General features: G+C 62.3%; 28 protein-coding genes. 12 read left to right on the top strand and 16 right to left on the bottom strand.

The features are described from left to right. Positions 1-54: 54 nt before the first annotated feature. Positions 55-1,086: a histone deacetylase family protein gene (locus AC0L2R_RS06475; RefSeq protein ID WP_473508157.1), complete on the top strand. Its 1,032-nt coding sequence runs from the start codon at positions 55-57 to the stop codon at positions 1,084-1,086. A 153-nt stretch (positions 1,087-1,239) separates the two neighbouring features. Here the strand turns inward: AC0L2R_RS06475 and AC0L2R_RS06470 are convergent, their stop codons facing one another. From AC0L2R_RS06470 to AC0L2R_RS06460, 3 genes are all read right to left on the bottom strand, one after another. Beyond that, on the bottom strand, positions 1,240-1,788 hold the full coding sequence (locus AC0L2R_RS06470; RefSeq protein WP_473508156.1) for a dihydrofolate reductase family protein: 549 nt from the start codon (positions 1,786-1,788) through the stop codon (positions 1,240-1,242). A gap of 238 nt (positions 1,789-2,026) precedes the next feature. Then, positions 2,027-2,953 (bottom strand): SRPBCC family protein, encoded by a 927-nt coding sequence (locus tag AC0L2R_RS06465; protein ID WP_473508155.1) that lies wholly within the window; start codon positions 2,951-2,953, stop codon positions 2,027-2,029. After that, positions 2,950-3,294: an ArsR/SmtB family transcription factor gene (locus AC0L2R_RS06460; protein ID WP_023798026.1), complete on the bottom strand. Its 345-nt coding sequence runs from the start codon at positions 3,292-3,294 to the stop codon at positions 2,950-2,952. The genes AC0L2R_RS06465 and AC0L2R_RS06460 overlap by 4 nt, the downstream gene beginning before the upstream one ends. 284 nt (positions 3,295-3,578) lie before the next feature. Between AC0L2R_RS06460 and AC0L2R_RS06455 the strand changes: the two genes are divergently transcribed. After that, the gene (locus tag AC0L2R_RS06455; protein ID WP_473508154.1) at positions 3,579-5,222 is read left to right on the top strand and encodes an MFS transporter; all 1,644 of its coding nucleotides are present in this window, start codon (positions 3,579-3,581) and stop codon (positions 5,220-5,222) included. A gap of 68 nt (positions 5,223-5,290) precedes the next feature. Here the strand turns inward: AC0L2R_RS06455 and AC0L2R_RS06450 are convergent, their stop codons facing one another. Next, the gene (locus tag AC0L2R_RS06450) at positions 5,291-6,292 is read right to left on the bottom strand and encodes an NADP-dependent oxidoreductase (RefSeq protein WP_473508153.1); all 1,002 of its coding nucleotides are present in this window, start codon (positions 6,290-6,292) and stop codon (positions 5,291-5,293) included. 124 nt (positions 6,293-6,416) lie between these two features. Here AC0L2R_RS06450 and AC0L2R_RS06445 point away from each other — a divergent pair, with 124 nt between their 5' ends. From AC0L2R_RS06445 to AC0L2R_RS06435, 3 genes are all read left to right on the top strand, one after another. Beyond that, positions 6,417-7,019: a TetR/AcrR family transcriptional regulator gene (locus tag AC0L2R_RS06445; RefSeq protein WP_473508152.1), complete on the top strand. Its 603-nt coding sequence runs from the start codon at positions 6,417-6,419 to the stop codon at positions 7,017-7,019. 122 nt (positions 7,020-7,141) lie between these two features. Continuing rightward, entirely contained in the window at positions 7,142-7,588 is a 447-nt protein-coding gene (locus tag AC0L2R_RS06440) for an alpha/beta fold hydrolase (RefSeq protein ID WP_473508151.1), read from the top strand. 12 nt (positions 7,589-7,600) lie between these two features. Then, positions 7,601-7,882: an alpha/beta fold hydrolase gene (locus AC0L2R_RS06435; RefSeq protein ID WP_473508150.1), complete on the top strand. Its 282-nt coding sequence runs from the start codon at positions 7,601-7,603 to the stop codon at positions 7,880-7,882. A 193-nt stretch (positions 7,883-8,075) separates the two neighbouring features. On the opposite strand, the gene AC0L2R_RS06430 is transcribed toward AC0L2R_RS06435, so the two are convergent. From AC0L2R_RS06430 to AC0L2R_RS06420, 3 genes are all read right to left on the bottom strand, one after another. Next, entirely contained in the window at positions 8,076-9,497 is a 1,422-nt protein-coding gene (locus AC0L2R_RS06430; protein ID WP_473508149.1) for a coiled-coil domain-containing protein, read from the bottom strand. Between the two features lie 271 nt (positions 9,498-9,768). Continuing rightward, complete coding sequence (locus AC0L2R_RS06425) at positions 9,769-10,545, bottom strand: TauD/TfdA family dioxygenase (RefSeq protein ID WP_473508148.1); 777 nt, start codon at positions 10,543-10,545, stop codon at positions 9,769-9,771. Continuing rightward, complete coding sequence (locus AC0L2R_RS06420) at positions 10,427-10,873, bottom strand: gamma-butyrobetaine hydroxylase-like domain-containing protein (RefSeq protein WP_473508367.1); 447 nt, start codon at positions 10,871-10,873, stop codon at positions 10,427-10,429. The genes AC0L2R_RS06425 and AC0L2R_RS06420 overlap by 119 nt, the downstream gene beginning before the upstream one ends. A 485-nt stretch (positions 10,874-11,358) precedes the next feature. Here AC0L2R_RS06420 and AC0L2R_RS06415 point away from each other — a divergent pair, with 485 nt between their 5' ends. Then, positions 11,359-11,643 (top strand): SCP2 sterol-binding domain-containing protein, encoded by a 285-nt coding sequence (locus tag AC0L2R_RS06415; RefSeq protein WP_473508147.1) that lies wholly within the window; start codon positions 11,359-11,361, stop codon positions 11,641-11,643. Positions 11,644-11,705: 62 nt separating this feature from the next. Here AC0L2R_RS06415 and AC0L2R_RS06410 read toward each other — a convergent pair whose 3' ends face one another. After that, on the bottom strand, positions 11,706-12,380 hold the full coding sequence (locus tag AC0L2R_RS06410; RefSeq protein WP_473508146.1) for a GNAT family N-acetyltransferase: 675 nt from the start codon (positions 12,378-12,380) through the stop codon (positions 11,706-11,708). Positions 12,381-12,538: 158 nt separating this feature from the next. Continuing rightward, positions 12,539-13,672: an ornithine/lysine decarboxylase gene (gene odc2, locus AC0L2R_RS06405; RefSeq protein ID WP_091594841.1), complete on the bottom strand. Its 1,134-nt coding sequence runs from the start codon at positions 13,670-13,672 to the stop codon at positions 12,539-12,541. Positions 13,673-14,216: 544 nt separating this feature from the next. On the opposite strand from odc2, the gene AC0L2R_RS06400 reads away from it, so the two are divergent. The 4 genes from AC0L2R_RS06400 (at position 14,217) to AC0L2R_RS06385 (ending at position 18,220) form a co-directional block, all read left to right on the top strand. Next, on the top strand, positions 14,217-15,416 hold the full coding sequence (locus tag AC0L2R_RS06400) for an amidase (protein WP_473508145.1): 1,200 nt from the start codon (positions 14,217-14,219) through the stop codon (positions 15,414-15,416). A gap of 1 nt (position 15,417) precedes the next feature. Then, positions 15,418-16,317 (top strand): LysR family transcriptional regulator, encoded by a 900-nt coding sequence (locus AC0L2R_RS06395; RefSeq protein ID WP_473508144.1) that lies wholly within the window; start codon positions 15,418-15,420, stop codon positions 16,315-16,317. Positions 16,318-16,401: 84 nt separating this feature from the next. Next, on the top strand, positions 16,402-17,070 hold the full coding sequence (locus AC0L2R_RS06390; protein ID WP_473508143.1) for a DUF1007 family protein: 669 nt from the start codon (positions 16,402-16,404) through the stop codon (positions 17,068-17,070). A gap of 4 nt (positions 17,071-17,074) precedes the next feature. After that, entirely contained in the window at positions 17,075-18,220 is a 1,146-nt protein-coding gene (locus AC0L2R_RS06385) for a nickel/cobalt transporter (RefSeq protein WP_473508142.1), read from the top strand. Between the two features lie 258 nt (positions 18,221-18,478). Here the strand turns inward: AC0L2R_RS06385 and denD are convergent, their stop codons facing one another. The 4 genes from denD to AC0L2R_RS06365 form a co-directional block, all read right to left on the bottom strand. Then, complete coding sequence (denD, locus tag AC0L2R_RS06380; protein WP_473508141.1) at positions 18,479-19,450, bottom strand: D-erythronate dehydrogenase; 972 nt, start codon at positions 19,448-19,450, stop codon at positions 18,479-18,481. A gap of 1 nt (position 19,451) precedes the next feature. Beyond that, complete coding sequence (locus AC0L2R_RS06375; protein ID WP_473508140.1) at positions 19,452-19,658, bottom strand: hypothetical protein; 207 nt, start codon at positions 19,656-19,658, stop codon at positions 19,452-19,454. A gap of 37 nt (positions 19,659-19,695) precedes the next feature. Then, positions 19,696-20,697, bottom strand: a complete 1,002-nt coding sequence (locus AC0L2R_RS06370; RefSeq protein WP_473508139.1) for a cation diffusion facilitator family transporter — start codon at positions 20,695-20,697, stop codon at positions 19,696-19,698. A gap of 187 nt (positions 20,698-20,884) precedes the next feature. Then, positions 20,885-21,571, bottom strand: coding sequence for a GNAT family N-acetyltransferase (locus AC0L2R_RS06365; protein WP_473508138.1), 687 nt, complete (start codon positions 21,569-21,571; stop codon positions 20,885-20,887). 83 nt (positions 21,572-21,654) lie between these two features. Between AC0L2R_RS06365 and AC0L2R_RS06360 the strand changes: the two genes are divergently transcribed. Together AC0L2R_RS06360 and AC0L2R_RS06355 are read left to right on the top strand one after the other, a co-directional pair. Beyond that, positions 21,655-22,839, top strand: coding sequence for a pyridoxal phosphate-dependent aminotransferase (locus AC0L2R_RS06360; RefSeq protein ID WP_023798043.1), 1,185 nt, complete (start codon positions 21,655-21,657; stop codon positions 22,837-22,839). 34 nt (positions 22,840-22,873) lie between these two features. Next, a complete protein-coding gene (locus AC0L2R_RS06355) occupies positions 22,874-23,254 on the top strand; it encodes a YciI family protein (RefSeq protein ID WP_023798044.1) in 381 nt (126 codons plus the stop codon). 192 nt (positions 23,255-23,446) lie between these two features. On the opposite strand, the gene AC0L2R_RS06350 is transcribed toward AC0L2R_RS06355, so the two are convergent. The 3 genes from AC0L2R_RS06350 to trhO form a co-directional block, all read right to left on the bottom strand. Next, complete coding sequence (locus AC0L2R_RS06350) at positions 23,447-24,202, bottom strand: SDR family oxidoreductase (protein ID WP_091594856.1); 756 nt, start codon at positions 24,200-24,202, stop codon at positions 23,447-23,449. A 278-nt stretch (positions 24,203-24,480) separates the two neighbouring features. Continuing rightward, positions 24,481-25,233 (bottom strand): tellurite resistance TerB family protein, encoded by a 753-nt coding sequence (locus tag AC0L2R_RS06345; RefSeq protein WP_473508137.1) that lies wholly within the window; start codon positions 25,231-25,233, stop codon positions 24,481-24,483. 247 nt (positions 25,234-25,480) lie between these two features. Further along, positions 25,481-26,404: an oxygen-dependent tRNA uridine(34) hydroxylase TrhO gene (gene trhO, locus AC0L2R_RS06340; RefSeq protein ID WP_473508136.1), complete on the bottom strand. Its 924-nt coding sequence runs from the start codon at positions 26,402-26,404 to the stop codon at positions 25,481-25,483. Between the last annotated feature and the right edge of the window lie 39 nt (positions 26,405-26,443).

Here is a 26,443-nt window from a genome sequence, read left to right as displayed (position 1 = left end):
TGAAAGGCAGTGCAAGACGGCTAGGGTCGCCGCATCTCACCACGGAACAATTTCATGAAGACTGTTTTTTCGCCCCTCCATGCCGGCCATTCCGGCAATGTCGAATTGATCGCCGGCGCCATCGTGCCGGCCTTCGAGAAGCCCTCGCGCGCCGAGTTCATCAAGGCGAGGGTGGAGAGCGAAAAACTCGGCCCCGTGTTGCCGCCCCAGAGTCATGACCTCGCAGCCGCCAAGCAGGTGCATACCAGCGACTACATCGATTTCCTGCCGACCGTATGGCCGCTCTGGGAAGCGTCGGGACGGACTGGCACGGCCCTCCCCTTCACCTGGCCGACGCGCGGCCTGCGCGGCGATGTGCGCCCCCAGATCATCGATGCGCTGCTTGGCTTTTACTCCTTCGACGGCGGCGCCGGCTTCGTCAAAGGCACCTGGGAGGCGATCAAGTCGTCCTACGATGTGGCGCTGACCGCAGCCGCCCTGGTCGAGGGCGGCGAGAGATCAGCCTTCGCGCTCTGCCGCCCGCCCGGCCATCACGCCGGCGCTGCCTTCATGGGCGGCTATTGCTACATCAACAACGCCGCGGTTGCCGCGCAATGGTTCCGCGACCAGGGCGCCAGGCGTGTCTCGATCCTCGATGTCGATTACCATCACGGCAACGGCACGCAGGAGATCTTCTACAGCCGCGGCGACGTGCAGGTGCTGAACCTGCATGGCGACCCGATGACCGAATATCCGTTCTTCCTTGGCCATGCCGACGAGCGCGGCACTGGGCCCGGCGAAGGCTTCAATGTCAACTACCCCATGCCGTTCGGCACCACATGGGATGCCTGGAATGCTTCGCTGGAGGACGCCTGCGCAAAACTTGCAGCTTACGCCCCCGAGATCGTTGTCGTCTCGCTCGGCGTCGACACGTTCGAGAAGGACCCGATCAGCAGGTTCAAGCTGAAAAGCGCCGACTATCCCAGGATTGGCCGTCGCATCGCCAAGCTCGGCCTGCCGACGCTGTTCGTCATGGAAGGCGGCTACGCCGTCGAGGAAATCGGCATCAATGCGGTCGGCGTGCTGACCGGATTCGAAGATCGGTAATGCATGTCGCCCAAAGGGCTGCCCAGGCGTTAGACCCGAGAGAGCGCAGCGGTGATGGCAGCTACGCCACTTGGCCGCCGATCCTCTGGAACGCGTCGCTTCCCGGGCCCTCCCAATTCGACAAGTGGTTGACGGGAAACAGCGGATCGATCGTCATTGTCTGCTCTCCGGCGCGTAATGGAGGATGACAACACCTGACTTGAGCGTCCTCGTCTCGAGATGCTTCAGGGGTATCCGATTCGGGCCGCCCTTGAAGAGCGGCGTGCCTCTCCCGAGAATGACGGGGTTGATCCCGAGGTGATACTCGTCGATCAGGCCATGCTCCATCAGGGTCGCCGTGAGGTCGGCGCTGCCGAACACGAAGATGTCTCCGCCGTCCCTGGTCTTCAGCCTGGAGATTTCTTCCGCGACATTGCCGTTGAAGAGCTTCGTGTTGTTCCAGTCGGCGCTTTTCAGCGTGCGCGAGAAGACCACCTTCTCGATCTTGTTCATGAAATCTGCGATCCAGCCTTGCTCGGACGGCCAATAGGCCGCCATGAGCTCGTAGGTCACGCGGCCGAAGATCAGCGTGTCGGCCTTTTCCTGGGTCTTATGAATGTAGTCCTCGAGTTCTTCTTCGAAGACGAACCAGCTGATGTCCCTGTCCGGACCTTCGAAGAAGCCGTCGACGCTCACCATGTCCCATATGATCAGTTTTCTCATAGAACCCTCCTCTTCGTGTATCCCTTTGTGAATTCTCGGCCTATCCCGTGAAGCGGAAGCGCATGTTGGTGATCTGCCCCGCTTCCGAGAGCTCGGTCTTCTCCAGCCTGACCGCTCCAGCCCGACCGGCTATGCCGTCTGACTGAAGCGGCGGATGCCGTCGCCATTGAGGACGGGCGACATGGAGGAGGACCTCGTCCACAAGCCCTGATTCGGGCCGACGGGAAATCGCAGCATTTCAGCGGGATGCGACAAAGCGTTCCAGTTTGCCGAGAGTTTGCAGTCCCAGTTCCACGGCACCGAAGCCCTTCGCCTCCTGGAACTCGGCAGCCGTGCTGAATACCATGCCCAGCGTCACCTTCGTTGCCCCGTCCTGATCCTCGAACGAGGCCCAGGCGTCGGCATGTTTCGGCCCGTTCTCGCCCCAATGCAGCGTATAGCCGATCCTCTCCTCGGGCCGGACCTCGTTATAGAGATGGTGGTTCGGGAAAACCGTGCCGTCAGACGCGATCATGTCGAATACCCACTCGCCGCCCGCTCGCAAGTCGATCCTCTTCGTTCGACAGGAGAAGCCTTCCGGCCCCCACCATTGCGGCAGCGTTTCAGGGTTCATCCACGCGCCCCAGACGGTGGACCGCGGCGCCTGAATCACCCGCTGCAGCACCATGGTTCGTTCGGCCGCGCCCGCGAGGTTGTCCAGGCCGGCACCGAAGCCCGCCCGGTAGCCTGCTTCCATGTCCTGCGCCAGCGAGGAAAGTTGCACCGTCACGACTAGCCGGCTGCGCTCGTGCGTGCCTGAGAGATCTGCCGTCACCAGCGCTGCTGATTGCGTCACGCCTTCGCACGAGACCACCTCGTAGTTCACACTGCACAGCGCTGGCTGCAACACCAGCCAGCCGCACTCGCAGCGGATGTCCGGCTGGCCCTCTGCCTTGCAGAGCGAGATCTCGCGACCACCCACCCTGGTGTCGGCCTCCAAAAACTCCACGGTGACCGAGGGCGATGGCGCAGCCCAGATCGCCCGCGCGGCTGGGGCCGTCCAAGCCTCCCACAGCACGGCCAATGGCGCAGCCACGTCCCGTTCGAAGGTCAGCGTCGCAAAACGGCCCTTCCTATCATCGGGCACCGCACGGGTCGCACTGTTTGTAGCGAGGTTCTGTGTCATTCTGCGCGCTCCTTCTTCATCACATTCATCACAAATGCGTCCAACCGGTCGAGCCGAGCTTCCCAGATGGCCCGCTGTTCATCGAGCCATGTTCGCGCTGGATCCAGAGCCTCGGGTACGATGGCGCAGGTGCGTATGCGCCCGTCCTTGGACGTGGTGATCAACCCTGCCTCCTCCAGCACGGAAAGGTGCCGCATCACCGTGGGCAGCCGCAGTCCCGTGGGCCCAGCCAGATCCGTTACCCGCGCAGGTGTTTCGGCGAGCCGGGTCAGGATCGACCGGCGGGTCGGATCAGCGAGCGCGTGGAAGAGCAGCGAGAGATCAAGATCATGCTTAGCCATATCGCTAGCTATCGCCCAATTTGCCGGTGGCGCAAGCGAAAACTTCGTCAAGTCGCTAAGTATTTTTTGCCCAATGCGCCGATTTCTGGAAGCAGGCGGCCGAAGCGCCTCACGCCGCCTGCAAGAATGGCCGCTGACCTGTCGCAGCCACGGCTATCTTGTTGTTGGACCATGATCTTCTTTGAAAAGGCGTTCGCCCTTTGCGAGGTCTTGCTCTACTTCTAGGGACGGCATGAGGGCACCGATTCTGGAAGAACGCAGCATTTGAAGTCGGGGAAGCATCCATGATCGACGACGAGCCGGACAGCGAACGCGTCTCGGCGCTGGCGCCGTTCCGACACGGCATTTTCCGCGCCGTATGGTCCGCCAGTCTGGTTTCGAATTTCGGTGGCTTGATCCAGGGCGTCGGCGCCGCCTGGATGATGACCACGATCGCCACCTCGTCCTATCAGGTTGCGCTGGTCCAGGCTTCGACCACCTTGCCGATCATGCTGTTTGCGCTCGTTGCCGGGGCCATCGCCGACAGCTTCAACCGGCGCAAGGTCATGCTGATTGCCCAGATCTTCATGTTGGTCGTCTCGGTTCTGCTGACCGTGTTCACCTATCTTGGCTTGATGACGCCGTGGACGCTGCTCGCCTTCGCCTTCCTGATCAACAGCGGCACGGCGCTTTACAACCCGTCATGGCAAGCTTCTGTCGGCGACATGGTGCCGCGCGCCAAGCTGCCGGCTGCCGTCGCGCTCAATTCGTTGGGCTTCAACCTAACGCGCAGCGTCGGCCCGGCGATCGGCGGCATCATCGTCGCCGCCGCAGGTACCGCAGCGGCCTTTGCCGCCAACGCATTGAGCTATGTCGGGCTGATCATCGTGCTGGCCCGCTGGAAGCCGGAATTGCCGGCCTCGACACTGCCGCGCGAGACGCTGGGCGCGGCGATGGGTGCTGGCCTGCGCTACGTCGCCATGTCGCCCAATATCGGCAAGGTGCTGGTAAGGGGTGCGGCTTTCGGCTTCAGCGCCGGCGCGGTCCTGGCGCTGCTGCCGCTGGTGGCGCGCAATGTCGTCAAGGGCGATGCCTTGACCTACGGCATCATGCTCGGTGCTTTCGGCATCGGCGCCGTCGGCGGCGCGCTGATCAGCGTCAGGCTGAGGCAGATTCTGTCAAGCGAGACGATGGTGCGCATGGCATTCGCCGGCTTCGCGCTCTGCGCCTTCAATGCCGCCGTCAGCGACCAGGCCTGGCAAACGTCGCTCGGGCTGCTCATCGGCGGCGCCTGCTGGGTGGTCGCGCTGGCGCATTTCAACGTCACGGTGCAGATGTCGACGCCGCGCTGGGTGGTCGGCCGGGTGCTCTCGGTCTATCAGACGGCGACTTTCGGCGGCATCGCCCTCGGCAGCTGGATTTGGGGCGTCGTCGCTGATTCGCATGGCGCCGAGTTCGCGCTGATCGCGGCCGCCGTCGCGATGCTGGCGGGCGGCGCGATCGGCCTCTTGCTGCCTTTGCCGCAGCAGGCGGTGCTCAACCTCGATCCGCTGAACCGTTTCAAGGAGCCGCATCTTGCACTCGACCTGAAACTGCGCAGCGGGCCGATCGCCATCATGATCGAGTACATCATCCGCGAGGAGGACGTGCCGGAATTCCTGGCCACCATGGCCGAACGCGGCCGCATCCGCCGCCGTGACGGCGCCCGCAACTGGACGCTGGCGCGCGATCTCGAAAATCCCGCAATATGGATCGAGCACTATCACACGCCGACATGGCTCGAATACATCCGCCACAACAAGCGGGCCACCCATGCCGACGCCGTTGTCGGCGAGCGCCTGAGGGCGCTGCACAGCGGCGACGAGCCGCCGCGCGTGCGCCGCATGATCGAGCGTCCGACAACCGCCGGCACCACCATCGTCATGCCGAAAGGACCAATCGAGCATTAATGCATGTCGCGCAAATGCCTACAACCTGAAGTTGCGCCCAGGACGTGGTTGCCTGAAGCATTGCGAAGCTATTTGAGGTTGATGACAACCTTGCCCTTGGCCCGGCCCTGCTCGATGTAGGCCAAGGCGTCATTGGTCTGCTCAAACGGAAAGACCCGATCTACGACCGGGCGGATGACGCCCGTTTCGATGAGCGACGTTATCTTTGTCAACTGCTCGCCATTGGCCGCCATGAACAGGAACGAGTATCGGACACCTGCGCGTTTCGCCCGCCTCCTGATGCCTGCACTCAAAACGCGCATGACCAGGTTCAGCACCCAGTTCAGCCCTTTCTCCCTGGCAAACCCAGGATCGGGCGGACCGGAGATCGAAACGGCGACGCCACCTGGCTTCAGCACACGCAGCGACTTTTCGAGCGTCTTGTTGTCCTGGCTGTTCAGGACGACATCGTAGCCCCAAAGGACTTTCTCGAAGTCGTCCTTCTTGTAGTCGATGACGACATCGGGGCCCAGCTTCCTGACCATATCCATGTTCGAGGCGCTTGTTGTCGTGGCGACCGTCGCGCCGAGGTGCTTTGCCAATTGAATGGCGAATGTCCCCACTCCGCCGGAGCCGGCCTGAATGAAGACCTTCTGTCCTTTCTTCAGCTTCGCTCTTTCAACCAGCGCCTGCCAGGCGGTTAGACCCACCAGGGGAATGGACGCAGCCTCTTCCATGCTGAGGTTTTTTGGCTTCAGGGCCACGTCCGCATCATTAATGGCGATGTATTCAGCGAACGCTCCGATTTGACCGTCGCGCGCTCGCGCATAGACCTCGTCGCCCGGTTTGAATTGTCGGACTTTCGCGCCGACGCGAATGACCGTTCCGGCCACGTCATGGCCTGCGACGAAAGGCCGGCGGTAGGGCAGGATGAGCTTGAATTCTCCGTCCCTGATCTTGGAGTCCAGCAGATTGACGCTGGCGGCATGGATCTGCACCAGCACGTCATTCTCCCCTGCTTCCGGCTCTGGAACCTCTCCAAGCCGGAGGCGAGCTTTCTTTGCATATCGATCGACGATGAAGGCCTTCATTGTAGCTTTCCTAAATTGAGGAGACTAGGAGCCAGGTCGACATCTCCGATGCCTTGCCCTATTGCATTATGGTCACTTAATGATAATATGGTCGTAATGCAATAGCTGATCGAAGGAGAAAGACATGCGCTACGAGAAAGGCCGGAGGGAAGCATCGCGGCAGCGGATCATGGATGTGGCGACCGAACGGTTTCGCTCCGACGGCATCGCTGCATCAGGTCTCGCCGGCATCATGGGCGAGGCGGGACTGACCAATGGAGCTTTCTATCCCCATTTTCCGTCCAAGGCGGCGCTCGTGCGTGAGAGCGTGGCGGCGGCCCTGGAGGTTCAGGCGACCCAGATTCAGGAGGCGGTGGCTGCCGGTGGCCTGCCAATGGCCATCGACGCGTATCTGTCGGCGGAACACCGAGACAATCCAGGCCACGGTTGCGCTTCAGCCGCGCTGTTGCCCGAAATTGCGCGTGAGCCGGTCGAGACGCGCCAGGTTTACGCCGAGCACCTGCTCAAGCTCGTACGCCCGGTGGCGGCCGAACTGACACCCGACGCCCGCGACCCCGAAGATGTCGCGTTCGGCCTCTTCGCGACCCTGATCGGCACGCTTGAGCTATCGCGCGCGGTGAACGGGACCGAACTGTCCGATCGCATCCTTGCGGCTGGCGCGGCAGCGGCGGAGGCGCTGCTCCAGCCCCGCGACAGCGACAAGCCGGAAGAAAGGAAACCATCATGAACGTGCATCATCTGTCGCGACCTGCCGCGATCGTCAAACACAGGGACGTGCCGACGTAAACGGTCGACGTCGGCGGTACGAAATTCGCCTACCGGGAGCTCGGGCCCACGTCAGGGGTACCGGTGATCTTCCTTACTCATCTGAGTGCGGTACTCGACAATTGGGATCCCCGGGTCGTCGATGGCATTGCCGCAAAACGGCACGTTATCACCTTCGATAACCGTGGTGTTGGCGCATCAGGCGGGTCCACTCCCAACACGGTGGAGGCGATGGCCCGCGACGCGATCGCCTTCATCCGGGCCCTCGGCTTCGAGCAGGTCGATCTGCTCGGCCTATCTCTTGGCGGCTTCATCGCCCAGGCGATTGTTCAGCTCGAGCCTGATCTGGTTCGCAAGATCATCCTCGCGGGAACCGGCCCAGCCGGTGGTACCGGCATCGACAGGGTGACATCAGTCACCATCTTCGACATGATTCGCGCCGCGCTGACCATCAGGGACCCAAGAACTACCTCTTCTTCACCCAAAGCCCCAACGGCAAGAAGGCGGCGCGCGCGTTTCTGCAGCGCTTGAAGGAACGGACCAATGACCGCGACAAGCCCAATCGCCCTCGGCGCTTTCAGCCAGCAGCTCAAGGCAGTCCGTGCCTTTGGCCTTGAGCGCCCTGCTGACCTATCGCGTGTCCGGCACCCGGTCCTCGTGGTGAATGGCGATCACGACAGAATGGTGCCCACCAGCAATTCCGTCGACCTGGCACGACGCTTCCCCAATGCCGAGCTGGTCCTGTACGAGGACGGCGGGCATACGGCCATTTTCCAGTATCACGGCGCCTTCGTGGAAAAGGCCCTGGACTTTCTCGAGGCCTAATCCGGCCGTGCCGGTGTGACCAGTTGGTCGGCAAATGACGCTTCGATCCATGCGCTAACCTGACGGGCAACACCGTACACTAGATCGGGGAAGCCCTGAGGAAGGAAGCGCACGCAAGCTAATTCGCCGAATCTGCGTTGCTTCGACAACGGACCTTCAGTCTGTTCCCGTAAATCCAAGTGACACCCGTGCGTCAGGATGCGGCGCGCAGGCTCGTACGGACGCGCCGCCTGCTTGTGGCGCGGGACTTCTCCGCCACGACACCGGCGATCTCGACCACGCCGTTCTCATGCGGTTTGGCGTTTGTGACCTTGTGGAGACGCTCATAGGGCAACAGTTCCTTGACCCGGGCGTCGAGCATCGCGACTTCGGCTCGCAGGTCCTCGCATTCCTGCCTCTGGACATCGAGCTGTATCTGTTCGGATGCCTGCTGCAGGGAAAGCTGCGAAAAATTCGCGCTCACGGTCGAGAGGTGCATCTTGTCGTTTTCGTTCTCCTTTCTGAGAACCGACAACCTTTCCTCCGCAATTTGCTTTTCGGCGACAGCGTCGCTCCATTGAGCCTTGAGTTTGGCGATCTCGCTCGCGGCTTGATTGTTCTCGTTCGAGGCGACTTCAAATCGTGATTGGAGGTTGCGAATTTCAGAACGCAGGCCGCCGATCTCAGCGAAACTACGCGCACGCTCGGCTTCCCTGTCACCTTCCATGATACGGGCCGCTTCCGTCATTTCCGACAGCTTCGCTTGCGCGATATCGAGCGATTTCTGCAGCCGCATCTCCTCTTGTTCACTCTTGCCGAGCGCAGCCAGCAGTTCCGAAAGTCGCGCCGCGTCACTGGCATGAATCGTCGAGAGCTCGTCCAGCCGGTGCCGCGCCTCAGCTTCCCGCTTCAGCGCCTTGTCGAAATCGATCGACAGGCTGACATGCTTTTCCCGCAATATCTCGTTCTCGCGTGCGCATCGGTTGGCCTCGGCCGTTCTGGCCGAAAGCGTTTTGACGAGGTCGCCGAACTCCGCTTCGCGTTCTGCGCTCGCATTGCCTGCCACGACGAGTTCCAGCTTTGCTGCAGCAAGCGCACTGCGAAGTGCCTCCTTGTCCTCGGCCAGGCTTATCTCGCGCTGCTGCAGGGCCTCGACGGCGCTTTCGCGCTCGCGCTGCTTTCTGGTCGCATCGTGGAACTGCTCCGATAGCACTCTTTGCTGCGTGGTCAGGCTGCCATTTGCCAGTTCCAGTTCGTTGGCGCGAAGAATGTCCCCGTGAAGCAGCTTCAGGAATTCGCCTGTCAGGTGATGCGAGGTCGCGATCTCCGAAAGTTTCGTGTTGATCTCCTGCAGATACTCGCGCGCATCGTCAAACAACCCCTCAACGGCATCTAGCGCAGCCAGGCGGGTTTGTGTGTGGGAGGTCAGCCGCCGTGCGTTCTCGGGAGCGTCGGCATCGTCCTCGGGCTGAGAGTTGTCATTCCTTGCCGCGAGATTCTCATCCGGAACGTTGTCCAACGGCGATTGGTCGTCCAGGTTGAGACACTCATCGAACGCATCCGCCAAATCGGCTTCGAGTTCCTTGAATGCCCTGTCCACCGTCTCGGCACGCTTGATCAGACTTCTGATTTTCATGACTGAACATCCCCTACTGTAACGCCATCTGGGGTCTCGATCCTCGCCTCCCGGACACGGGTTACCCCTTCCCCCTGATCGCGCGGTGGCGCATGAGGCGAGCCCACGCTAGGGACAGGCTTGGCCACTGTCCTCGTCTGTTTGAATGATGCAAACCTTGTAACTGCCCTGATTGCCGCCGGCTTTCGGGCAAACAACCACCGTCGGAACGTCCGCCGGAGGCCTTGCACCGACAGCAACTGACCGTACGTCAGCGATCATCGTCGTGCCGCTATCGGGAGAGGACGCGAATGCGGCTCTGAAACTCACCCCGATCGACATAGCATCCCCGCAGATGTCTCAGCCCCGTATTTGGGTTGAACGATTGGCGGCCGTGAAGCACCCGGCGATTATCGAAGACCGCCATTTCGCCGGCCTTGAGGCGGTAGGCTATTTGAAAACGCGAGCTGCGGATCATCATCATCAGCTTGCGATAAGCCGCATAGAAGGGGGTGCATATCTCGGAGGGAAGGTCGATGACATCGACAAGATGGGCGTTGAACCGCAACTCTGTCACGTCTCCATTGCGTCGAGTTACGATCACAGGAAACCGACCGCGCAGATCGTAGTTTTCGTCGTGAAAACGATAGGGGATATCGACCTCGCACAACAGACGGTATGCTTCTGGATCTTCCGCCTGTAATGCGGCCACAACCGCAAACCCGTCGGCAAAGACCGATCCACCGCCCTCAGCTTCATTCGCGATACAATGCAGGAATTGATAGCCGGGCGGCACCTCCTGGTTCGCGAGATCGGTGTGTAACGGCAAGGCGACAGGGGTGTAGGCCAAGTTGTTCGGGTTCGGCATCGACACGACTTCGAACATAGTGCCGAAATTTGTCTGGCGCAGGAAACCTACCCGCTCGGCCGCACGCCGCCCGGCGTCGGGATCATCGCCAAGCCCCTCGACGATGGAGAGCCCGTATGCAGCCGTCGCCCTCAGCCAGGCAAGCAGATCGGCATCGCTTTGAAAAAAGGCCCCCGGCAGAGTAGCGCGGTATGGTTTCAAGATCGATCGAGCCGTCCCAGAGTTTCGGAGCGATCTCGGCCGGATCGTCCCGCTTTCTGCCTGGGCGGTAGGATTCAAAGAAATGGCCCGGGATTTCCTCCTCAGCCAGGCCGTTCGGCCAGACAATGCTCACAGCGCCGCGTCTGTCCTGGACGTTGAAGGGTCTGAGCGGGGCGTCAACGCTGGTCAGGTCGAATATTCGTTCTTGGGTCTGTGGGTGAAACGCCGATGGCGCATTATCCTTTAGCCAAAGCCAGGGATAGCAGACTGTTTCGCCTGACGAGAACGTCACGGCAAGCTCGGTCTCCCGGGCTTCCACGGAAAGCATGGTATTCATGATTGTGTCTCTCTGAACACGAAATTAAATCTTCAGATTGGATCGGGCCCGCAAGCCATCAACCCAGAGGTGGTGGCCACCACAAGCTCGGCTTCCCATAACGATGGGATCCGGGATTTCTGTTCGGTTCTTCGAGCACTCGATCTCCAGGTGAAACCTGGCTCCAGCTGAAATCTGGTGCACACAGCGATGGTAGCGGTCATTTGCCGGCGGTGTCCAGCTAAATGCAATGGGACCGCCATCCCCCTCTGGGCTGCCCTCGCCGACAACCCAGCTTCACTGCGGCGATAAAACCCATCATCATGTCGGGAACCGCGTTGACGTAAACGTCAACCCGAAGCTATATGCGCCGGCGACCTTGATCGCGAAATGCGCAAGACGGCGACTTCGGGCCGGATCAAAGTGCCCCAGACCGAAGTGCCCCAGACCGAAGTGCAATGGGGTGCGACAAACGCAACGAGACGAGGAGAACGGCCATGGGCGTTCAGGAAATTGCCGACAAGATCAGCGCGCGCGTGGCGAGTGCCGGGTTCGATCGTTCCGTGAAATTCGACACCGGAGGCGACGGCGTCATCGTCATCGACGGCGCTGCCGTCTCGACCACCGACGCGCCGGCCGACTGCACGATAAAGCTTTCGCTCGAGGATCTGGAATCGCTGATATCGGGCGATCTCAACCCGACCATGGCGTTCATGTCCGGCAAGATAAAGGTCGAAGGCGACATGAGCGTCGCCATGGCGCTGAGCCAGTTGATCGGCTGACCCATTCCAATCCTGGATGGAAACAAGCCGCCGCCCGATGGCAGCGGCTTGTTTCCGATCCGTCAGGCAGCGAGCGACAGCCGCTGTGCCTTCAGCTTGCGCCCGGCCGCCTTCAGCGTGCCCTGCGCGCCGGCGAGCACGCCTTCCACCAGCTCCAGCGCCAGCAGGCGGTGCCGCTCATAAGGTCCCGGCATGGCCAGCGAGCCGGTTTTATCGGCCGAGAACCCGAAGCGCTCGTAATAGGGCGCATCGCCGACCAGCAGGATCGCCGCATGGCCGAGGCGCGCGGCTTCAGCGATTGCATGGCGCATCAGCGCCGAGCCGATGCCGGCATTCTTGATTGTGGGATCGACGGCGAGCGGGCCAAGCAGAAGGGCGGACCTACCGCCCTCGCCCAGCACGACATCCCACAGCCGCACGGTGCCGGTGACAGCGCCCGACGCGTCACGTGCGACAAAGGCAAGGCCTTCCGAAGGCCGGCGGCCGCGCCGCAGCTTTTCCGACGATTTTCTCCGGCGCTTCGGCCCCATGGCGCGATCGAGCAAAGCCTCGCGCGCCGGGACGTCGGCAGCGGTTTCGGCGGTGATGACGAAAGCGCCAGCAATCTCCCCCCTCGAGGGGGAGATGTCGCCAAAGGCGACAGAGGGGGTCGGTACGTCCTGACGCGACACCCTGTCGTGGGCGAAGGACGTCGGCGCTTCACCCGAGACGACCCCCTCTGGCCACTTCGTGGCCATCTCCCCCTCAAGGGGGGAGATTCCGCGCGCGGCGCCATCAACAATGAAATCCACAATTTCCATTTCCGCGATCCTTCACGAGCGGATTGTTCCACAGGCGAGCCCGGGCGGGCGACAGGCGCCCACCTCGGGGTGATCTGACCGGCTCTTGCGAGCCGTCAGATCACGTAGGATCGGAGAGGCTCGAAGCCGTTGAAGGCGACCGAGGCGTAGGTCGTCGTGTAGGCGCCGGTGCCCTCGATCAGCACCTCGTCGCCGATGGTCAGCGACAGGGGCAGCGGATACGGCGTCTTCTCGTACATCACGTCGGCCGAATCGCAGGTCGGGCCGGCGAGCACGCACGGCGCGGTCTCGGTGCCGTCATGCGCGGTGACGATCGGGTAGCGGATCGCCTCGTCCATCGTCTCGGCGAGACCGCCGAACTTGCCGATGTCGAGGAACACCCAACGCACGTTGTCGTTGTCGGCCTTCTTCGAGATCAGCACGACTTCCGACTTGATGACGCCGGCATTGCCGACCATGCCGCGGCCCGGTTCGATGATGGTCTCGGGAATCGCGTTGCCGAAATGCTTGCGCAGCGCCGAGAAGATCGCCTGGCCATAGGCCTGCGCCACCGGCACGTCCCTGAGGTAACGGGTCGGGAAACCGCCTCCCATATTGACCATCTTGAGCACAATGCCTTCGTCAGCGAGCGTCGCGAACACCTTTTTGGCGTCGCCGAGCGCGCGGTCCCAGGCGGTCAGGTCGGTCTGCTGCGAGCCGACATGGAACGACACGCCATAGGCGTCCAGCCCGAGCGCCCTCGCGTGGCGCAGCACGTCGACCGCCATCGCCGGCACGCAGCCGAACTTGCGCGACAGCGGCCATTCGGCGCCTTCGCCGTCGGTCAGCACGCGGCAGAACACACGGGCGCCGGGTGCAACGCGGGCGATCTTCTCGACCTCCTCGACGCAGTCCACCGCGAACAACCGGATGCCGAGTTGATAGGCGCGCTGGATGTCGCGCTCCTTCTTGATGGTGTTGCCGAAGGAGATGCGGTCCGCCGGCGCGCCGGCGTCCATCGCCATCTCGACTTCGGCAACGGAAGCGGTGTCGAAGGACGAGCCCATCGCAGCAAGCAGGCGCAGGATTTCCGGCGCCGGATTTGCTTTCACCGCATAGTAGATTTTCGAATCGGGAAGCGCCTTCTCGAAGGCGCGGAAATTGTCGCGCACGACATCGAGATCGACGACGAGGCAAGGGCCGTTCGGACGTCGGGTGGCGAGGAAGTCAAGGATGCGCTGGGTAGCCATCGGGGTCTCTCCATAGCGCCTTTCGGCGCGCACAAAGGCTGCGGGACACGGGTCATCGACCTCGCGAACACGCGGTGGACAAAGGCGGGACGTCAATCCATGGAACCAGCCGGTGGAGACCCCGGAACCATGAAGCGCCGTCTCGCGGCGGTGAACCTTGGCCTTGCCCGGCCTCGGTTCGCTTTGTCTGCCTTGGCTTGGATTGGGAGAACCCGTTCCGCACTGCCGGCAATGAAGGTGTGCCTCTTCAGTAACCCCGGTCTTTGGACGACCGGCAGAACACCAGAAAGGCCCGCACCGTCGTTGCTTCAAGGTGTCCTCGGTCTGGCGGTTGGCCGCTAAACCGACTGGAGGGGTTAGCTCCAGTTACCTTACCGATATCCCTCACCATTTTGAGGATCGGCGGACACCCACAGGCACGTGCGACTTTGGGCAAGCGCGATATAAGGTCGATGGATTTCACAATCAATAAAAATCGTACGCCAGGTTGTAAAATTCCTGGCGTCGAACAATGTTGCAACAACTGTATCCGGATATCGAACGCATGGCAGGCACTCGCGGCCCTCTGAACGCTTTTCTCGACCTCGATGGTATACCTGTATCCAATGCGCAGTCCGGCCCGCTTGCCGGCCTGCGCCTGGCCGTCAAGGATATTTACGACGTCGCCGGCTACCGCACCGGCTGCGGCAATCCGCAAAAATATCAGCAGGCTTCACCCGCCTCGGCGACGGCGCCTTCCGTCCAGGCGCTGCTTGATTCGGGCGCGCGCTTCGTCGGCAAGACGCAGACCGACGAACTGGCCTTCTCGCTGATGGGGCTGAACGCGCATTTCCCGTCGCCGGTCAATCCGGCAGCACCTGATCGCGTCACCGGCGGCTCGTCCTCCGGTTCCGCCGCTGCGGTCGCCGGCGGGCTGGCCGACATCGCCGCCGGATCCGATACCGGCGGCTCGATTCGCGCCCCGGCAAGCTTTTGTGGGCTGATCGGCCTGAGGACCACGCATGGCCGCATCTCGCTCGAAGGCGCCATGCCGCTGGCCCCTTCACTGGATACGTTCGGCTGGTTCGCCAGAGACATGGTCACCTACGAAAAGGTCGGCGCGGTGCTGCTCGGCGACGATCTGCACAACCAAGAATTGCAGCGCCCCCTCGCGCTGGATGCGCTGGACGGGCTCGTGCTCGGCTCGCGGGAAGCTAACGAGTATCGCGCCATGGTCCGCGCTGTCGCATCGGTGCTGGGCGCACCGTGTACCGTTGCCCCGCTGTCGCATTCCACCGACGATCTCTATTGGTGCTTCCGCAAACTGCAGGGGTACGAGGCGTGGCAAAATCATGGTGCCTGGATCGCCGGCGGCGATCGGATGCTCGGCCCCGGCGTTAAGGAGCGCTTCGAGCATGGCGCAGCCATCGACGCGGCAACCGCTCAATTCGAAACGGAACGTCGCGTTTCGTTTCGAATTGAGCTTGCCGACCTGCTTGGCGAGGACGGCGTCCTTGTGCTGCCGACCGCTCCAGGTGCCGCGCCGCTCAAGGCCGCCTCATTCGACGATTTGCAGACCTATCGCGAACGCGCGCTGAGACTGTTGTGTCTTTCCGGTCTATCCGGCTTTCCGCAGATCACCCTGCCGCTGGGCCTGGTCGACGGCGCCCCGTTCGGCCTCTCGCTGCTCGGACCCAAAAACAGCGACCGGCAGCTGATGGCGCTTGTCGCGCGCATCCTTTCAGCCCAGCAAAGGAGCGCATGACATGGATACGCTGACCCGCATGCGCGCCTTCATCGACGTCGTCGAGGCCGAAGGATTTTCGGCAGCGGCGCGCAAGATCGGCCGCTCCAAGGCGCTGCTGTCGAAATATGTGCGCGAGCTGGAGGACGAGCTCGGCGCGCTGCTGCTCAACCGCACCACCCGGCAGTTCTCGCTGACCGAGGCCGGCCACACCTATTACCGCCGCGCCTCGGAAATCGTCCGCGAGGTCGACAGCCTTGCCGATGCGGTGCGCGAATCCTCTGGCGACGTGCGCGGCAGGATCAAGCTGTCGGCGCCGCGCACCTTTGCCGATGCGCCGATCGGCCTATCGCTGATCGACTTCGCCAAGCAGCATCCCGACATCGTGCTCGACATTCATCTCGACGACCGCTTCGTCGATCTGGTCGAGGAAGGTTTCGATCTCGCCGTGCGCATTTCGCGGCTGGAAAGCTCCTCGCTGATCGCCAGGCGCCTGGCGCCGTTCTCGGTGCGGCTGTGCGCATCGCCCGAGCTGATCGCCAGGCACGGCATGCCGGCGCGGCCGCAGGACCTTGGCCGCATGCCCTGCATCATCGACACCAATGGCCGCTGGCTGACCAACTGGCCGTTCAAGGGCGACAGCGGCGACACGGTGACCGTTTCGGTCTCCGGTCCGATCGAGGTCAACAGTCCGATGGCGGCAAGGGCGGCCGCCGTGGCGGGATTGGGATTTTCCATCCTGCCGGATTTCATCGCAGCGCCCGATATCGAAAGTGGCCGGCTGGTGACCGTGCTGGATGACCGCATCCTGCCGGGTGGCGGCATTTTCGCCGTCTATCCGCACCGGCGCTATTTGCCTGCGAAGGTTCGCGTCTTTGTCGATTTCCTGGTGCAGTGGTTCAAGACGATTGACAATGCATGAGCTTTTGGCCGCCCGGGGTCCCATTTTCGCCCGCTTTCTGGTAACTCTCGACAGTCACCGAAGTCGATGGAATCACCACCCAGAATGAACCTGAAGCGGCAAGCAATCATGATGGCCTCGGCCATGGCGGCGACATTTGCCACGGTCGGGCCAGCCGACGTGCATCCCCACGTCTTCGCCGAGGCTCGCCTCGAAGTGATCCTCAGCCCGGATCACCAAAGCGTGAAGGCCTTGCGTCATGTCTGGCGCTTCGACGATTTGTTTTCGAGCACGGTGATGATGGAGTTCGACAAGAATTCCGACCTGAAGCTTGACGACAAGGAGCTGAAGGAAGTCGCCGACACCGTCCACGCTTCGCTGGCGGAGTTCAATTACTTCCAGCTCGTCACCGTCGACGGCAAGGATGAGGCGATGAGCCCGCCGCCGCAGCTGATGGCGAATTTCGACAACGACCAGCTCATTATCCTGTTCGAATCCGAACCCAAGGCGCCAACCAGGCTGGCCGGCAAGATCGATATCGGCGTCTATGACCCGACCTTCTACACGGCGATCGATTTCACCGAGGATGCCAATATGCAGGTCGCCGACTTGCCGTCGACATGCACGAGCAAGGTCGTTCGTCCGAACCCCGACGACGCGATCGCCGCGAACCAGAAGAACCTGACGGACGCCTTCTTCAATGATCCGACAGGCACCGATATGAGCAAGATATTTGCGACCAAGCTTGAACTGAACTGTCAGCCAAAAGGATAATCCGGTGACGAAACCGTCCCTGCGTTTGGCTTTCGGCCTTTTGGCCGCCGCCCTTGTCATGACGCACGTCCTCGGCTCAGCCCACGCCCAGAGCTCGCTCGGCATCGGCACCAATGACGGGATGGCTCCCACCACCGGCCCGTTCGCCCAAATCCTGATGTGGATCAATCTGCGTCAGCAGGAATTCTACCGCGCGCTTGCCGGTGCGATGAAGGCGATGCGTGAGGACGGCAGCAAGCTGTGGCTGCTTATCGGCCTGTCCTTCGCCTACGGTATTTTCCATGCCGCCGGCCCCGGTCACGGCAAGGCGGTGATCTCGTCCTACATGGTCGCGAACGAAGTCGCGCTCAGGCGCGGCATCATGCTGTCCTTCGTCTCGGCCCTGCTGCAGGCGCTGACGGCGATCCTGGTGATGATGCTCGCCTACTTCGTCCTGCGCGGCACCACCATATCGATGACCGACGCGGCATGGTTCCTCGAAGTCACGAGTTTTGTCTTTATCACCCTGTTCGGCGCCTGGCTTTTGTGGCGCAAGGCCGGCCCTGCCATCCTTCGCCTGTTCGGCGCCAATCCTGCCTACAGCCTTTCGGCGGCCCATGCCGGCCATTCGCAAACAGGCCATCCTGCACATGCGCATTCGGTGCATGCGCTTCACGCACATGGCCATGACGGCCACGATAACCAGGATCATAGCGCACACGACCATCACCATGACCATGGCGCACACGACCATGGCCATGACGGGCACCATCACCATGCGGCGGGCGAAGTCTGCGAGACATGCGGACATTCACACGCGCCCGACCCGGCGCTGCTTTCCGGCGACCGCTTCGACTGGCGCACTGCCTGGTCGGCGGTGGCTGCGGTCGGCATCCGGCCGTGTTCGGGCGCGCTGATCGTGCTGAGCTTTGCCGCGCTCAACGGGCTGTGGTTCGGCGGCATTCTGTCGGTGCTGGCGATGGCACTCGGCACCGCGATCACCGTCTCGATCCTGGCGACGCTGGCGGTGACGGCCAAGAACTGGGCGGTGTATTTCGCTGGCGACGGCCGCATGGGCAACCGCATCCATTCAATCGTCGAGATCGGCGGCGCCGCCTTCGTCTTTTTGTTTGGGTTGCTGTTGTTGTCGGCGAGCCTGACTGGCGGATGACGCCTTGACTGGACGCGCAAAATGTTGGTGTTGGCGCTGCCCCTCATCTGCCTGCCGGCATCTTCTCCCCGTATAGTGACGGGGAGAAGGGGCTGGCCGCAACCTCGGCGCGTTTTTTTGCAGCGCTGGATTTTGGCGAAATCCTCTGCGAAGGCGCCCTTCTCCCCGTCACTATACGGGGAGAAGTGCCCGCAGGGCGATGAGGGGCAGCGCCGAGGTCGGCAATTGGCGTAGTACCTGCCAACAGTGACCCGCAAGTCAGAACTTCCCGTCCAACTCGTCCTCGATATGCGCGCGGATGATGTCGTCGAAGCTGGTTTCGGCGGCAAAACCAAGCTCCCTCGACCGCCGCGCCTCGAACCGTGTCGGCCAGCCCTTGACGATCGCCCAGATCGTATCGTCAGGCTCCTCGCGGATCAGTTTCACCGCCTTGGCGCCGGCAATGCGTTCCAGGGCCTCGATCTGCTCGCCGACCGTGACGGCGACGCCGGGCATCGTCAGATTGCGGCGCGGCCCGACGGCGTCGCCGTCGATCGCTGCTGCGTGGATCAGAAAATTCACCGCCGAGCGCGGGCTGGCGTGGGTGTGTACGACAGAGCGCGGTACCGGCAATATTGCTTCCTGGCCGTTCAACGGCTCGCGGATGATGCCGGAGAAAAAGCCTGAAGCCGCTTTGTTGGGCTTGCCCGGCCTGACGCAGATGGTCGGCAGCCTGATGCCGATGCCATCGAAGAAGCCGCGCCGCGTATAATCGGCGAGCAATGCTTCGCCCATCAGCTTCTGCGTGCCGTAGGAGGTCAACGGCGTCGGGTGGAATTCGTCTGATATAATGTCCGGAAACGGTGCGCCGAACACGGCGATCGACGAGGTGAAGACGACGCGCGGCGCAAACCCCGCCAGTCTTATGGCATCGAACAGCGCCCTTGTGCCGTCGAGATTGACGCGATAGCCGAGATCGAAATTGGCCTCCGCCTCGCCCGACACGACGCCGGCGAGATGAAAGATCACGTCTGGGCGCGACGCGACCAGCCGTTCCATCGCGCTCGCCGCGGCGAGATCGCCTGTATGGATGGTGACGTCGACGCCATCCAGTGTCGGCGCCTGCGGCGGCACGATGTCGTGAAGGTCGAGCGCGGCGACCTTCCGGCCGCTGAGCGTTCCATCCTTCGCCAGCCGGGCGATGAGCTTGCGGCCGACCATGCCTGCCGCGCCGGTAATCAAAACACGCATATCAATGATCCTTTTTGCGCTGGCTGCGGCCACGCAACCAAAACACGACGAAAATGGCCACCGTGAAGACAGCGGCAATAATAGCGGCAAGAATGGTCGACACGCGGCCGACCGCCAGCATCACGGTTGGCAAATAGTAGGCGGCGATGCCGAACAGCAGCAGCACCCACAGTGCGCCGATCGCCGCATTGCGCGTGTCACGATCCATCACGCGGCCCTGACACGGCGGGGATTCGTCAACTTCGTTACCATGCCATGGAACTCCTGGGATCAGTGATAGTGGCGATGATGCGGAGCCGCATCATGCGCATGGCGTGCTCGCCATCATGCTTATCATCGGCGCAATGGCCGAATTCCGGTTCTACGGTGGCGTGGGCAATGCCATGCGCGGCAAGCCGCTTCTTGATGGCGCTGACCGCTTTGTGGGCATCGACGCCATCGTTGAGGCAAGCATGCAAGGTCGCCATGTTGCTTGACCCGTCAAGCGACCAGACATGCATGTGATGCACCTCGCGCACGCCGTTCACCGTCCCTTCTATGTCCCTGGCGATCAGGTCGCGATCGAGGCTCGCCGGCACGCCTTCGAGCAGGACATGGGCCGCTTCGCGCATCAGCGACCAGGCGGTGGACAGGATCAGCAGCGAGACAAGGACGGACAGGATCGGATCGATAGGCGTCCAGCCGGTCGCCAGGATGATCAGCGCAGCGATGATCGCCGCCGCCGAGCCAAGCAGATCGCCGAGCACGTGCAGGATGGCACCGCGCATGTTCAGGCTGTCGCGGTCGCCGCCATGCAGCACGAAGAAACAGCCGATATTGACCAGCAGACCCGCGATCGCGACGACCAGCATCGGCCCGCCGAGCACGGGCGCAGGCGTCAGCAGGCGTTCCCAGGCCTCATAGAGGATCCACAGCGCAATGGCGAAGATGGCGATGCCGTTGGTATAGGCGACCAGCGTCTTGACCCGGCCGAAACCGTAGGTGAGGCGAACGGTGGCCGGCCGGCCAGCCAGATGAAAAGCATACCAGGCAAGGCCGAGCGCGATACTGTCGGCAAGCATGTGGCCGGCATCCGCCAGCAGCGCCAGCGATCCCGTCAAGAGACCGCCAAGCGCTTCCACGACCATGAGGCCGGCGGTCAGGCAGGCTGCGATCATGACCCGTTTCTTGTCGGTCGAGCCATGCACATGACCGGCGCCGTGGCTGCGGTCATGCCCTTGCGAACCATGGTCGTGGGTATGCGCCACCTGCGAACTCCTGTTAGAGCCTGATCCATCCCGGCAGAATCGGGATGGAGGCTCTGTCTTCCTGTTTGCCCATGATCTTGCCCGAAAACCGGCTTCCACTTTTCGGGATCATGGTCCTTCCTGTTTGACCACGATCTTGCCCGAAAACTCGGCCTTCACTTTTCGGGATCGTGGTTCTGGATCATGGTCAGGCGCCGAACTCGGCGCGGAAGTCCTCGAGCCGTCGCTTCTGCCGGCCTTCGCCGTCGAAATTGCCCGGATCGAGCCATGCCTCATAGGCTCTGCGCAGTGCCGGCCACTCCTTGTCGATGATCGAGTACCACGCGGTATCGCGGTTTTCGCCCTTGACCACAAGATGCTGGCGGAAAATGCCCTCGAACTTGAAGCCGAAACGCTCCGCCGCGCGCTTCGACGGCTCGTTGCGGTTGTTGCATTTCCATTCGTAGCGGCGATAGCCAAGATCGTCGAAGATGTATTTCATGAACAGGAATTGCGCTTCCGTCGCCGCCGGCTTGCGCGAGATCAGCGGACCCCAATAGATGTTGCCGATCTCGATCACGCCATAGGTAGGGTCGATGCGCATCAGCGTCTGGCGTCCGGCGACCTTGCCGCTGGCCTTGTCGATGACGGTGAAGAACAGTGGGTCCTCGCTGGCTTCGGCCTTGTCCAGCCACGGCTGGAAGGCGGCGCGGGTCTGCGGCGGATAATCGGGCAGCCAAGCGAAGCGGCCGTCGACATCAGGCACCGACGATGCCTCGAACAGGCCGTCGCCATGGTTTTCGGAGCTCAGCGGCTCAAGCCTGACAGTGCGCCCCTCCAGCACCTTGCGCTCCGGCCGCGGGCGCGGTTGCCAATTCTTGAGATTTTCCGACACCCAAAGCTCCAATCCGTTTGACTTTTGCGAAAGGACGCTCACAAAAACGCTCGCTCGGTGAAAGAACCACAGGGACGGGAAAAATGCTCCACACGATTTCGGCCTTCGATCGTCTCGGCGAGGAAAACGCCTTTGCGGTGCTGGCTCGTGCCACCGCGCTCGCCCATCAGGGCCGCGATATCGTCAATCTCGGCATCGGCCAGCCCGACTTCAAGACGCCGCAGCACATCGTCGAGGCCGCGATCAAGGCGCTGCGTGACGGCCACCACGGCTATACGCCGGCCAACGGCCTGCTGGCGACACGCGAGGCGGTGGTGCGCCGCACGCTGACCACAACCGGCGTCGAGGTGTCGCCCGAGGCGGTGATGATCCTGCCCGGCGGCAAGCCGACCATGTTCGCCGCTATCCTGATGTTCGGCGAACCAGGCGCCGAGATCCTCTATCCCGATCCCGGCTTTCCCATCTATCGCTCGATGATCGAGTTCACCGGTGCTGCTCCGATACCGGTGCCGATGCGCGAGGAGAACGGCTTTGCCTTCTCGGCGCAGGAGACGCTGGCGCTGATCACGCCGAAGACCAGGCTGCTCATCCTCAACTCGCCGGCCAACCCGACCGGCGGGGTCACCCCGCGCGCCGAGATCGAGAAATTGGTCAAGGGGCTGGAAGCGCACCCGGACGTCGCCATCCTCTCCGACGAGATCTACGACGTGATGACCTATGACGGCGAGACGCACTTCTCGCTGCTCAATTTCCCCGAAATCCGCGACCGACTGATCGTGCTCAACGGCTGGTCGAAGACCTGGGCGATGACCGGCTGGCGCATGGGCTGGTCGATCTGGCCGAACGGCGACAAGGGCGCCCACCTATACGACAAGGTGCGCAAGCTGGCGGTCAATTGCTGGTCCTGTGTCAATGCGCCGAGCCAGTATGCCGGCATCGCGGCCATCGACGGTCCGCAGGACGACGTCGACAAGATGATGCGCGCCTTCGACCGCCGCAGGAAGGTCGTGGTCGAAGGGCTGAACGCTTTGCCGGGCGTTTCCTGCATCACGCCGAAAGGCGCTTTCTATGCCTTCCCCAATGTCTCAAAAACTGGTTGGAAGGCCAAGAAACTCGCCTCGGCTTTGCTTGAGGATGCCGGCGTGGCGCTGATCGGCGGACCTGATTTCGGCGTTCTCGGTGAAGGCTATATCAGGCTGTCCTACGCCAATTCCGAAGAGAACATCCTGCGCGCGCTGGAACGGATCAAGGCGTTTCTGGGCAAGTGAGGGCGGGTACGCGACCGACGAAAGGAGATGTCAGATGTTCTATGCCATCCTTGCCTATCACGTGGAAGAAGTGATCACGGCGCTGACGCCGGAGGAGGACGCGGCGCTGATGGCCGACCTGCTCAATATCCACGAACGGCTTTACCGGGATGGTAGCCTCGGCCCGGCAGCGCGGCTCGGGGCGACCCAAGACGCGTGCACCTTACGCGGGCCAGGCGCCGGAATGGTCATTGACGGACCCTTCGCCGAGACCAAGGAGCAATTGTTGGGACTATACGTCGTCGACTGCGCCACACGCGACGCCGCGATAGCGATTGCGCGCGACTTTCGCCGTGTCAATCCGACGGCCGTCTACGAAATCCGCCCTATTTCGCTATATCTTCCGGGCGTGCCGCTTTCGGTGACGCAGTCCTAAGGCGCATCGCGTTTGAAGGATGCGACGCGCTTTAGTTCTTGTTTTATGCATGTCGTTATCGCAAAACCGCTGCGCACTTTTGCGCGACATGCATTAGCCAAAATTGAACGCCGTCCGGCCGGGTCCCCCCGGCGTTCGCCGGCCTTTCATCGTGCCACTGGCACGATGAATTCGCTGACGCGAACCGGCCGCTCACCCTCGCCCGACATACGGCATCTTCGTCGCCATCACGGTCATGAACAGCACGTTGGCGTCGAGCGGCAGGCTGGCCATATGGAGGACGGCATTGGCGACCTGCTGGACATCCATCACCGCTTCGGCGGCGATGGAGCCATTGGCTTGTGGCACTCCGACCGTCATCGCCTGCGCCATGTCGGTCAAGGCGTTGCCGATGTCGATCTGGCCGCAGGCGATGTCATAAGGCCGGCCGTCCAGGGCCAGCGTCTTGGTCAGCCCGGTAATGGCGTGCTTGGTCGCGGTGTAGGGCACTGAACCCGGACGCGGTGCGTAGGCAGACACCGAGCCGTTGTTGATGATGCGGCCGCCCATCGGCTGCTGCCTGCGCATGGCGCCGAAGGCGGCGCGGGCGCACAGGAACGAGCCGGTGAGATTGACCCCGACAATTTCGTTCCACACCTCGACGGGGATCTCGTCGATCAATGTCGACTTGTAGCCCGTGCCGGCATTGTTGAAGAGCAGGTCGACACGACCGAAAGCCGCCGCCACCGTCTCGAACAGATCGTCGACCTGGTCGGCCTTGCTGATGTCGCAGGCGACCGCCAGCGCCTTGGCTTGTGTCGATCCGGCATCAGCGATTGCCTTGTTCAGCACCGGCTTGCGGCGTCCGCAGAACACCGTATTCCAGCCGGCCCTGAGCAGCGCCGTGGCGACGGCTTTGCCGATGCCCGTGCCGGCACCAGTGACGATGGCTGTTTTGTAGTCTGTCATAACTGTCCTCCTATAGCGCCGCATGCCCGCGAGGACGCTATAGCACCATGATTTTGAGCAATTTTGAATTTGCGCATGATCGCTTGCAAAAATCGATTCCGATTTCGGCTCATGCGCTAACCGGCTCTGACGAAAAGGGCGGCCATTGGCGGCCGCCCTGATCTGAACCGGCTGGGAGGAGGAAAGCCGATCCGACTGCTTAAAATCATGCGCTTCCTGGGTAAACGAGAGATTAACGCGAAAGCACGCCGGATTGCCGCTCTCCGCGGCCCTGAAGCCTACCAGCGCGAATTGACGGTTGCCTTGCCCGATCCCGGCACCTCTGGCGCCGGCACTTTTGCCGCCGACACCGTCGCCTCGACATGGTCGAGCAGTGCATCGGGCAAGCTGAGGCGGCCGGCGAGCAGATCGAGATAGCCGCGTTCGGCACGTGTATTCGGATCGATGGCGAGGCGCGAGGCGGTGTAGAGCTCGAGCTTCTGGGCGTCGGTTTGGGCGCCGGCGACCAGCGTATCCAGGTCGAGCGGCCTTTCCAGTTCCGACAACAGGAATTTCTCCGCGTCGGCGTCGATGCCCGCGAGGCTGAGCTTGCCGGCGATCTTTTGCCGTTCGTCGTCGTCGATATGGCCGTCGGCCTTCGCCGCCGAAATCATCGCGCGCACCAGCGTCAGCGTGAATTCGTCCTCGCCTTGCGGCGCTTGCGAGGGATGAAAGCTGGTGTCGGCGGGCGGCGGCAGCAATTCCGGTTCACCGGCAACTTGCGTTTCAGCCGGCGCCTTGCCGTTCTTGTAGTTCTGGTAGGCCTTGTAGGCGAGGCCGCCGACCACGGCCAGGCCGCCGAGCTTCACCGCCGTGCCGGCGACCTGACGGCCAGCGCCGGTTCCGAGCAGCACCGCGGCCAGCGCGCCAGCGGCCAGCGGATTGTCCTTAGCCATCTGCACCGCCTGACCCCCTTTGTCGCGCACGGTCGACCCGGTTCCGGGAATTTGCGAGCCGAGCAGATCGTTGAGGAGCTTCTTGGGATCGAACATCAATGCCTCCAGAATTGGCCGGCCGAAAGCGCCGGGCAGGTTTTCGGACGTTGAACAGGTAGGCCCCGCATATGGACATTACAATGACGGATGGGTGCTTTGCCGGTGATGGCACAAACGAGATGATGTCAGGATCTGCCTTGTCCAACGCGTTGGGCCGAAAATCGGAATCGATTTTCGAAAGGCACGATTTATGGATTCAAAATGTTAGAGCGTACTTTGTGCGTCCAAGCGGACGCACGTCGCTTTAACGTCCGATATGCGGAGCCCTGCCTTGCGCTTGCGCCAGCTCGACCTGGCGTTGACGCTCGGCGTAGCGGGCGCGATCCTCGTCGGAACGGACATCGTAGCAATGCGGGCATGAGATACCGGCGGCGTATGTCGACGACAGCAGGTCCTGCCCGGTCAGCGGATGCCGGCAGGCGCGGCAAAGTTCGGCCTCACCCTCGATCAAGCCGTGCGACACCGAGACGCGTTCGTCGAAGACGAAGCACTCGCCCTGCCAGAGGCTTTGCTCGGCAGGCACCTCTTCGAGATATTTCAGGATACCGCCCTTGAGATGGAACACATCCTCGAAGCCGAGCGACTTCACATAGGCCGTTGCCTTCTCGCAGCGTATGCCGCCGGTGCAGAACATGGCCACCTTGCGGCCGACGAGGTCGGCCCGATGCTGCTCGACCCAGGCCGGGAATTCGCGAAAGCTCGTTGTCGCGGGGTCGACCGCTCCCTTGAACGTGCCGATCGATACTTCGTAGGCGTTGCGCGTGTCGATGACGATCGTGTCCACATCCGAGATCAGCGCGTTCCAGTCGGCCGGTGCGACGTAGGTGCCGGCGCTTGCCGCCGGATCGAGATCCCCAACACCCATGGTGACGATCTCGCGCTTCAGCCGCACCTTCATGCGGTGAAACGGCATCTGCGCGGCGCTGCTGTACTTGACCTCGAGACCGGCGAGACCTTCGATGGATTCGAGATGATCGATGAGCGCGGCTATGTCAGCTTCGCTGCCGGCGACCGTGCCGTTGATGCCCTCATGCGCCAGCAGCAGCGTGCCCTTGATACCGCGTCCGCAGCAAAAGGCGGCGAGCGGCGCGCGCAACGCCTCGAAGTCGTCGAGCCGGGCAAACCTGTAGAGCGCGGCAACGCGCACGGCTTGATTGGGCAGTGTCATCGCCGAAGCCACTAAACGCTCATGAAAGCCGATTCAAGG

The sequence above is a fragment of the Mesorhizobium sp. WSM4820 genome, from assembly GCF_055811075.1.
This window is presented reverse-complemented; position numbering and strand designations above follow the sequence as displayed.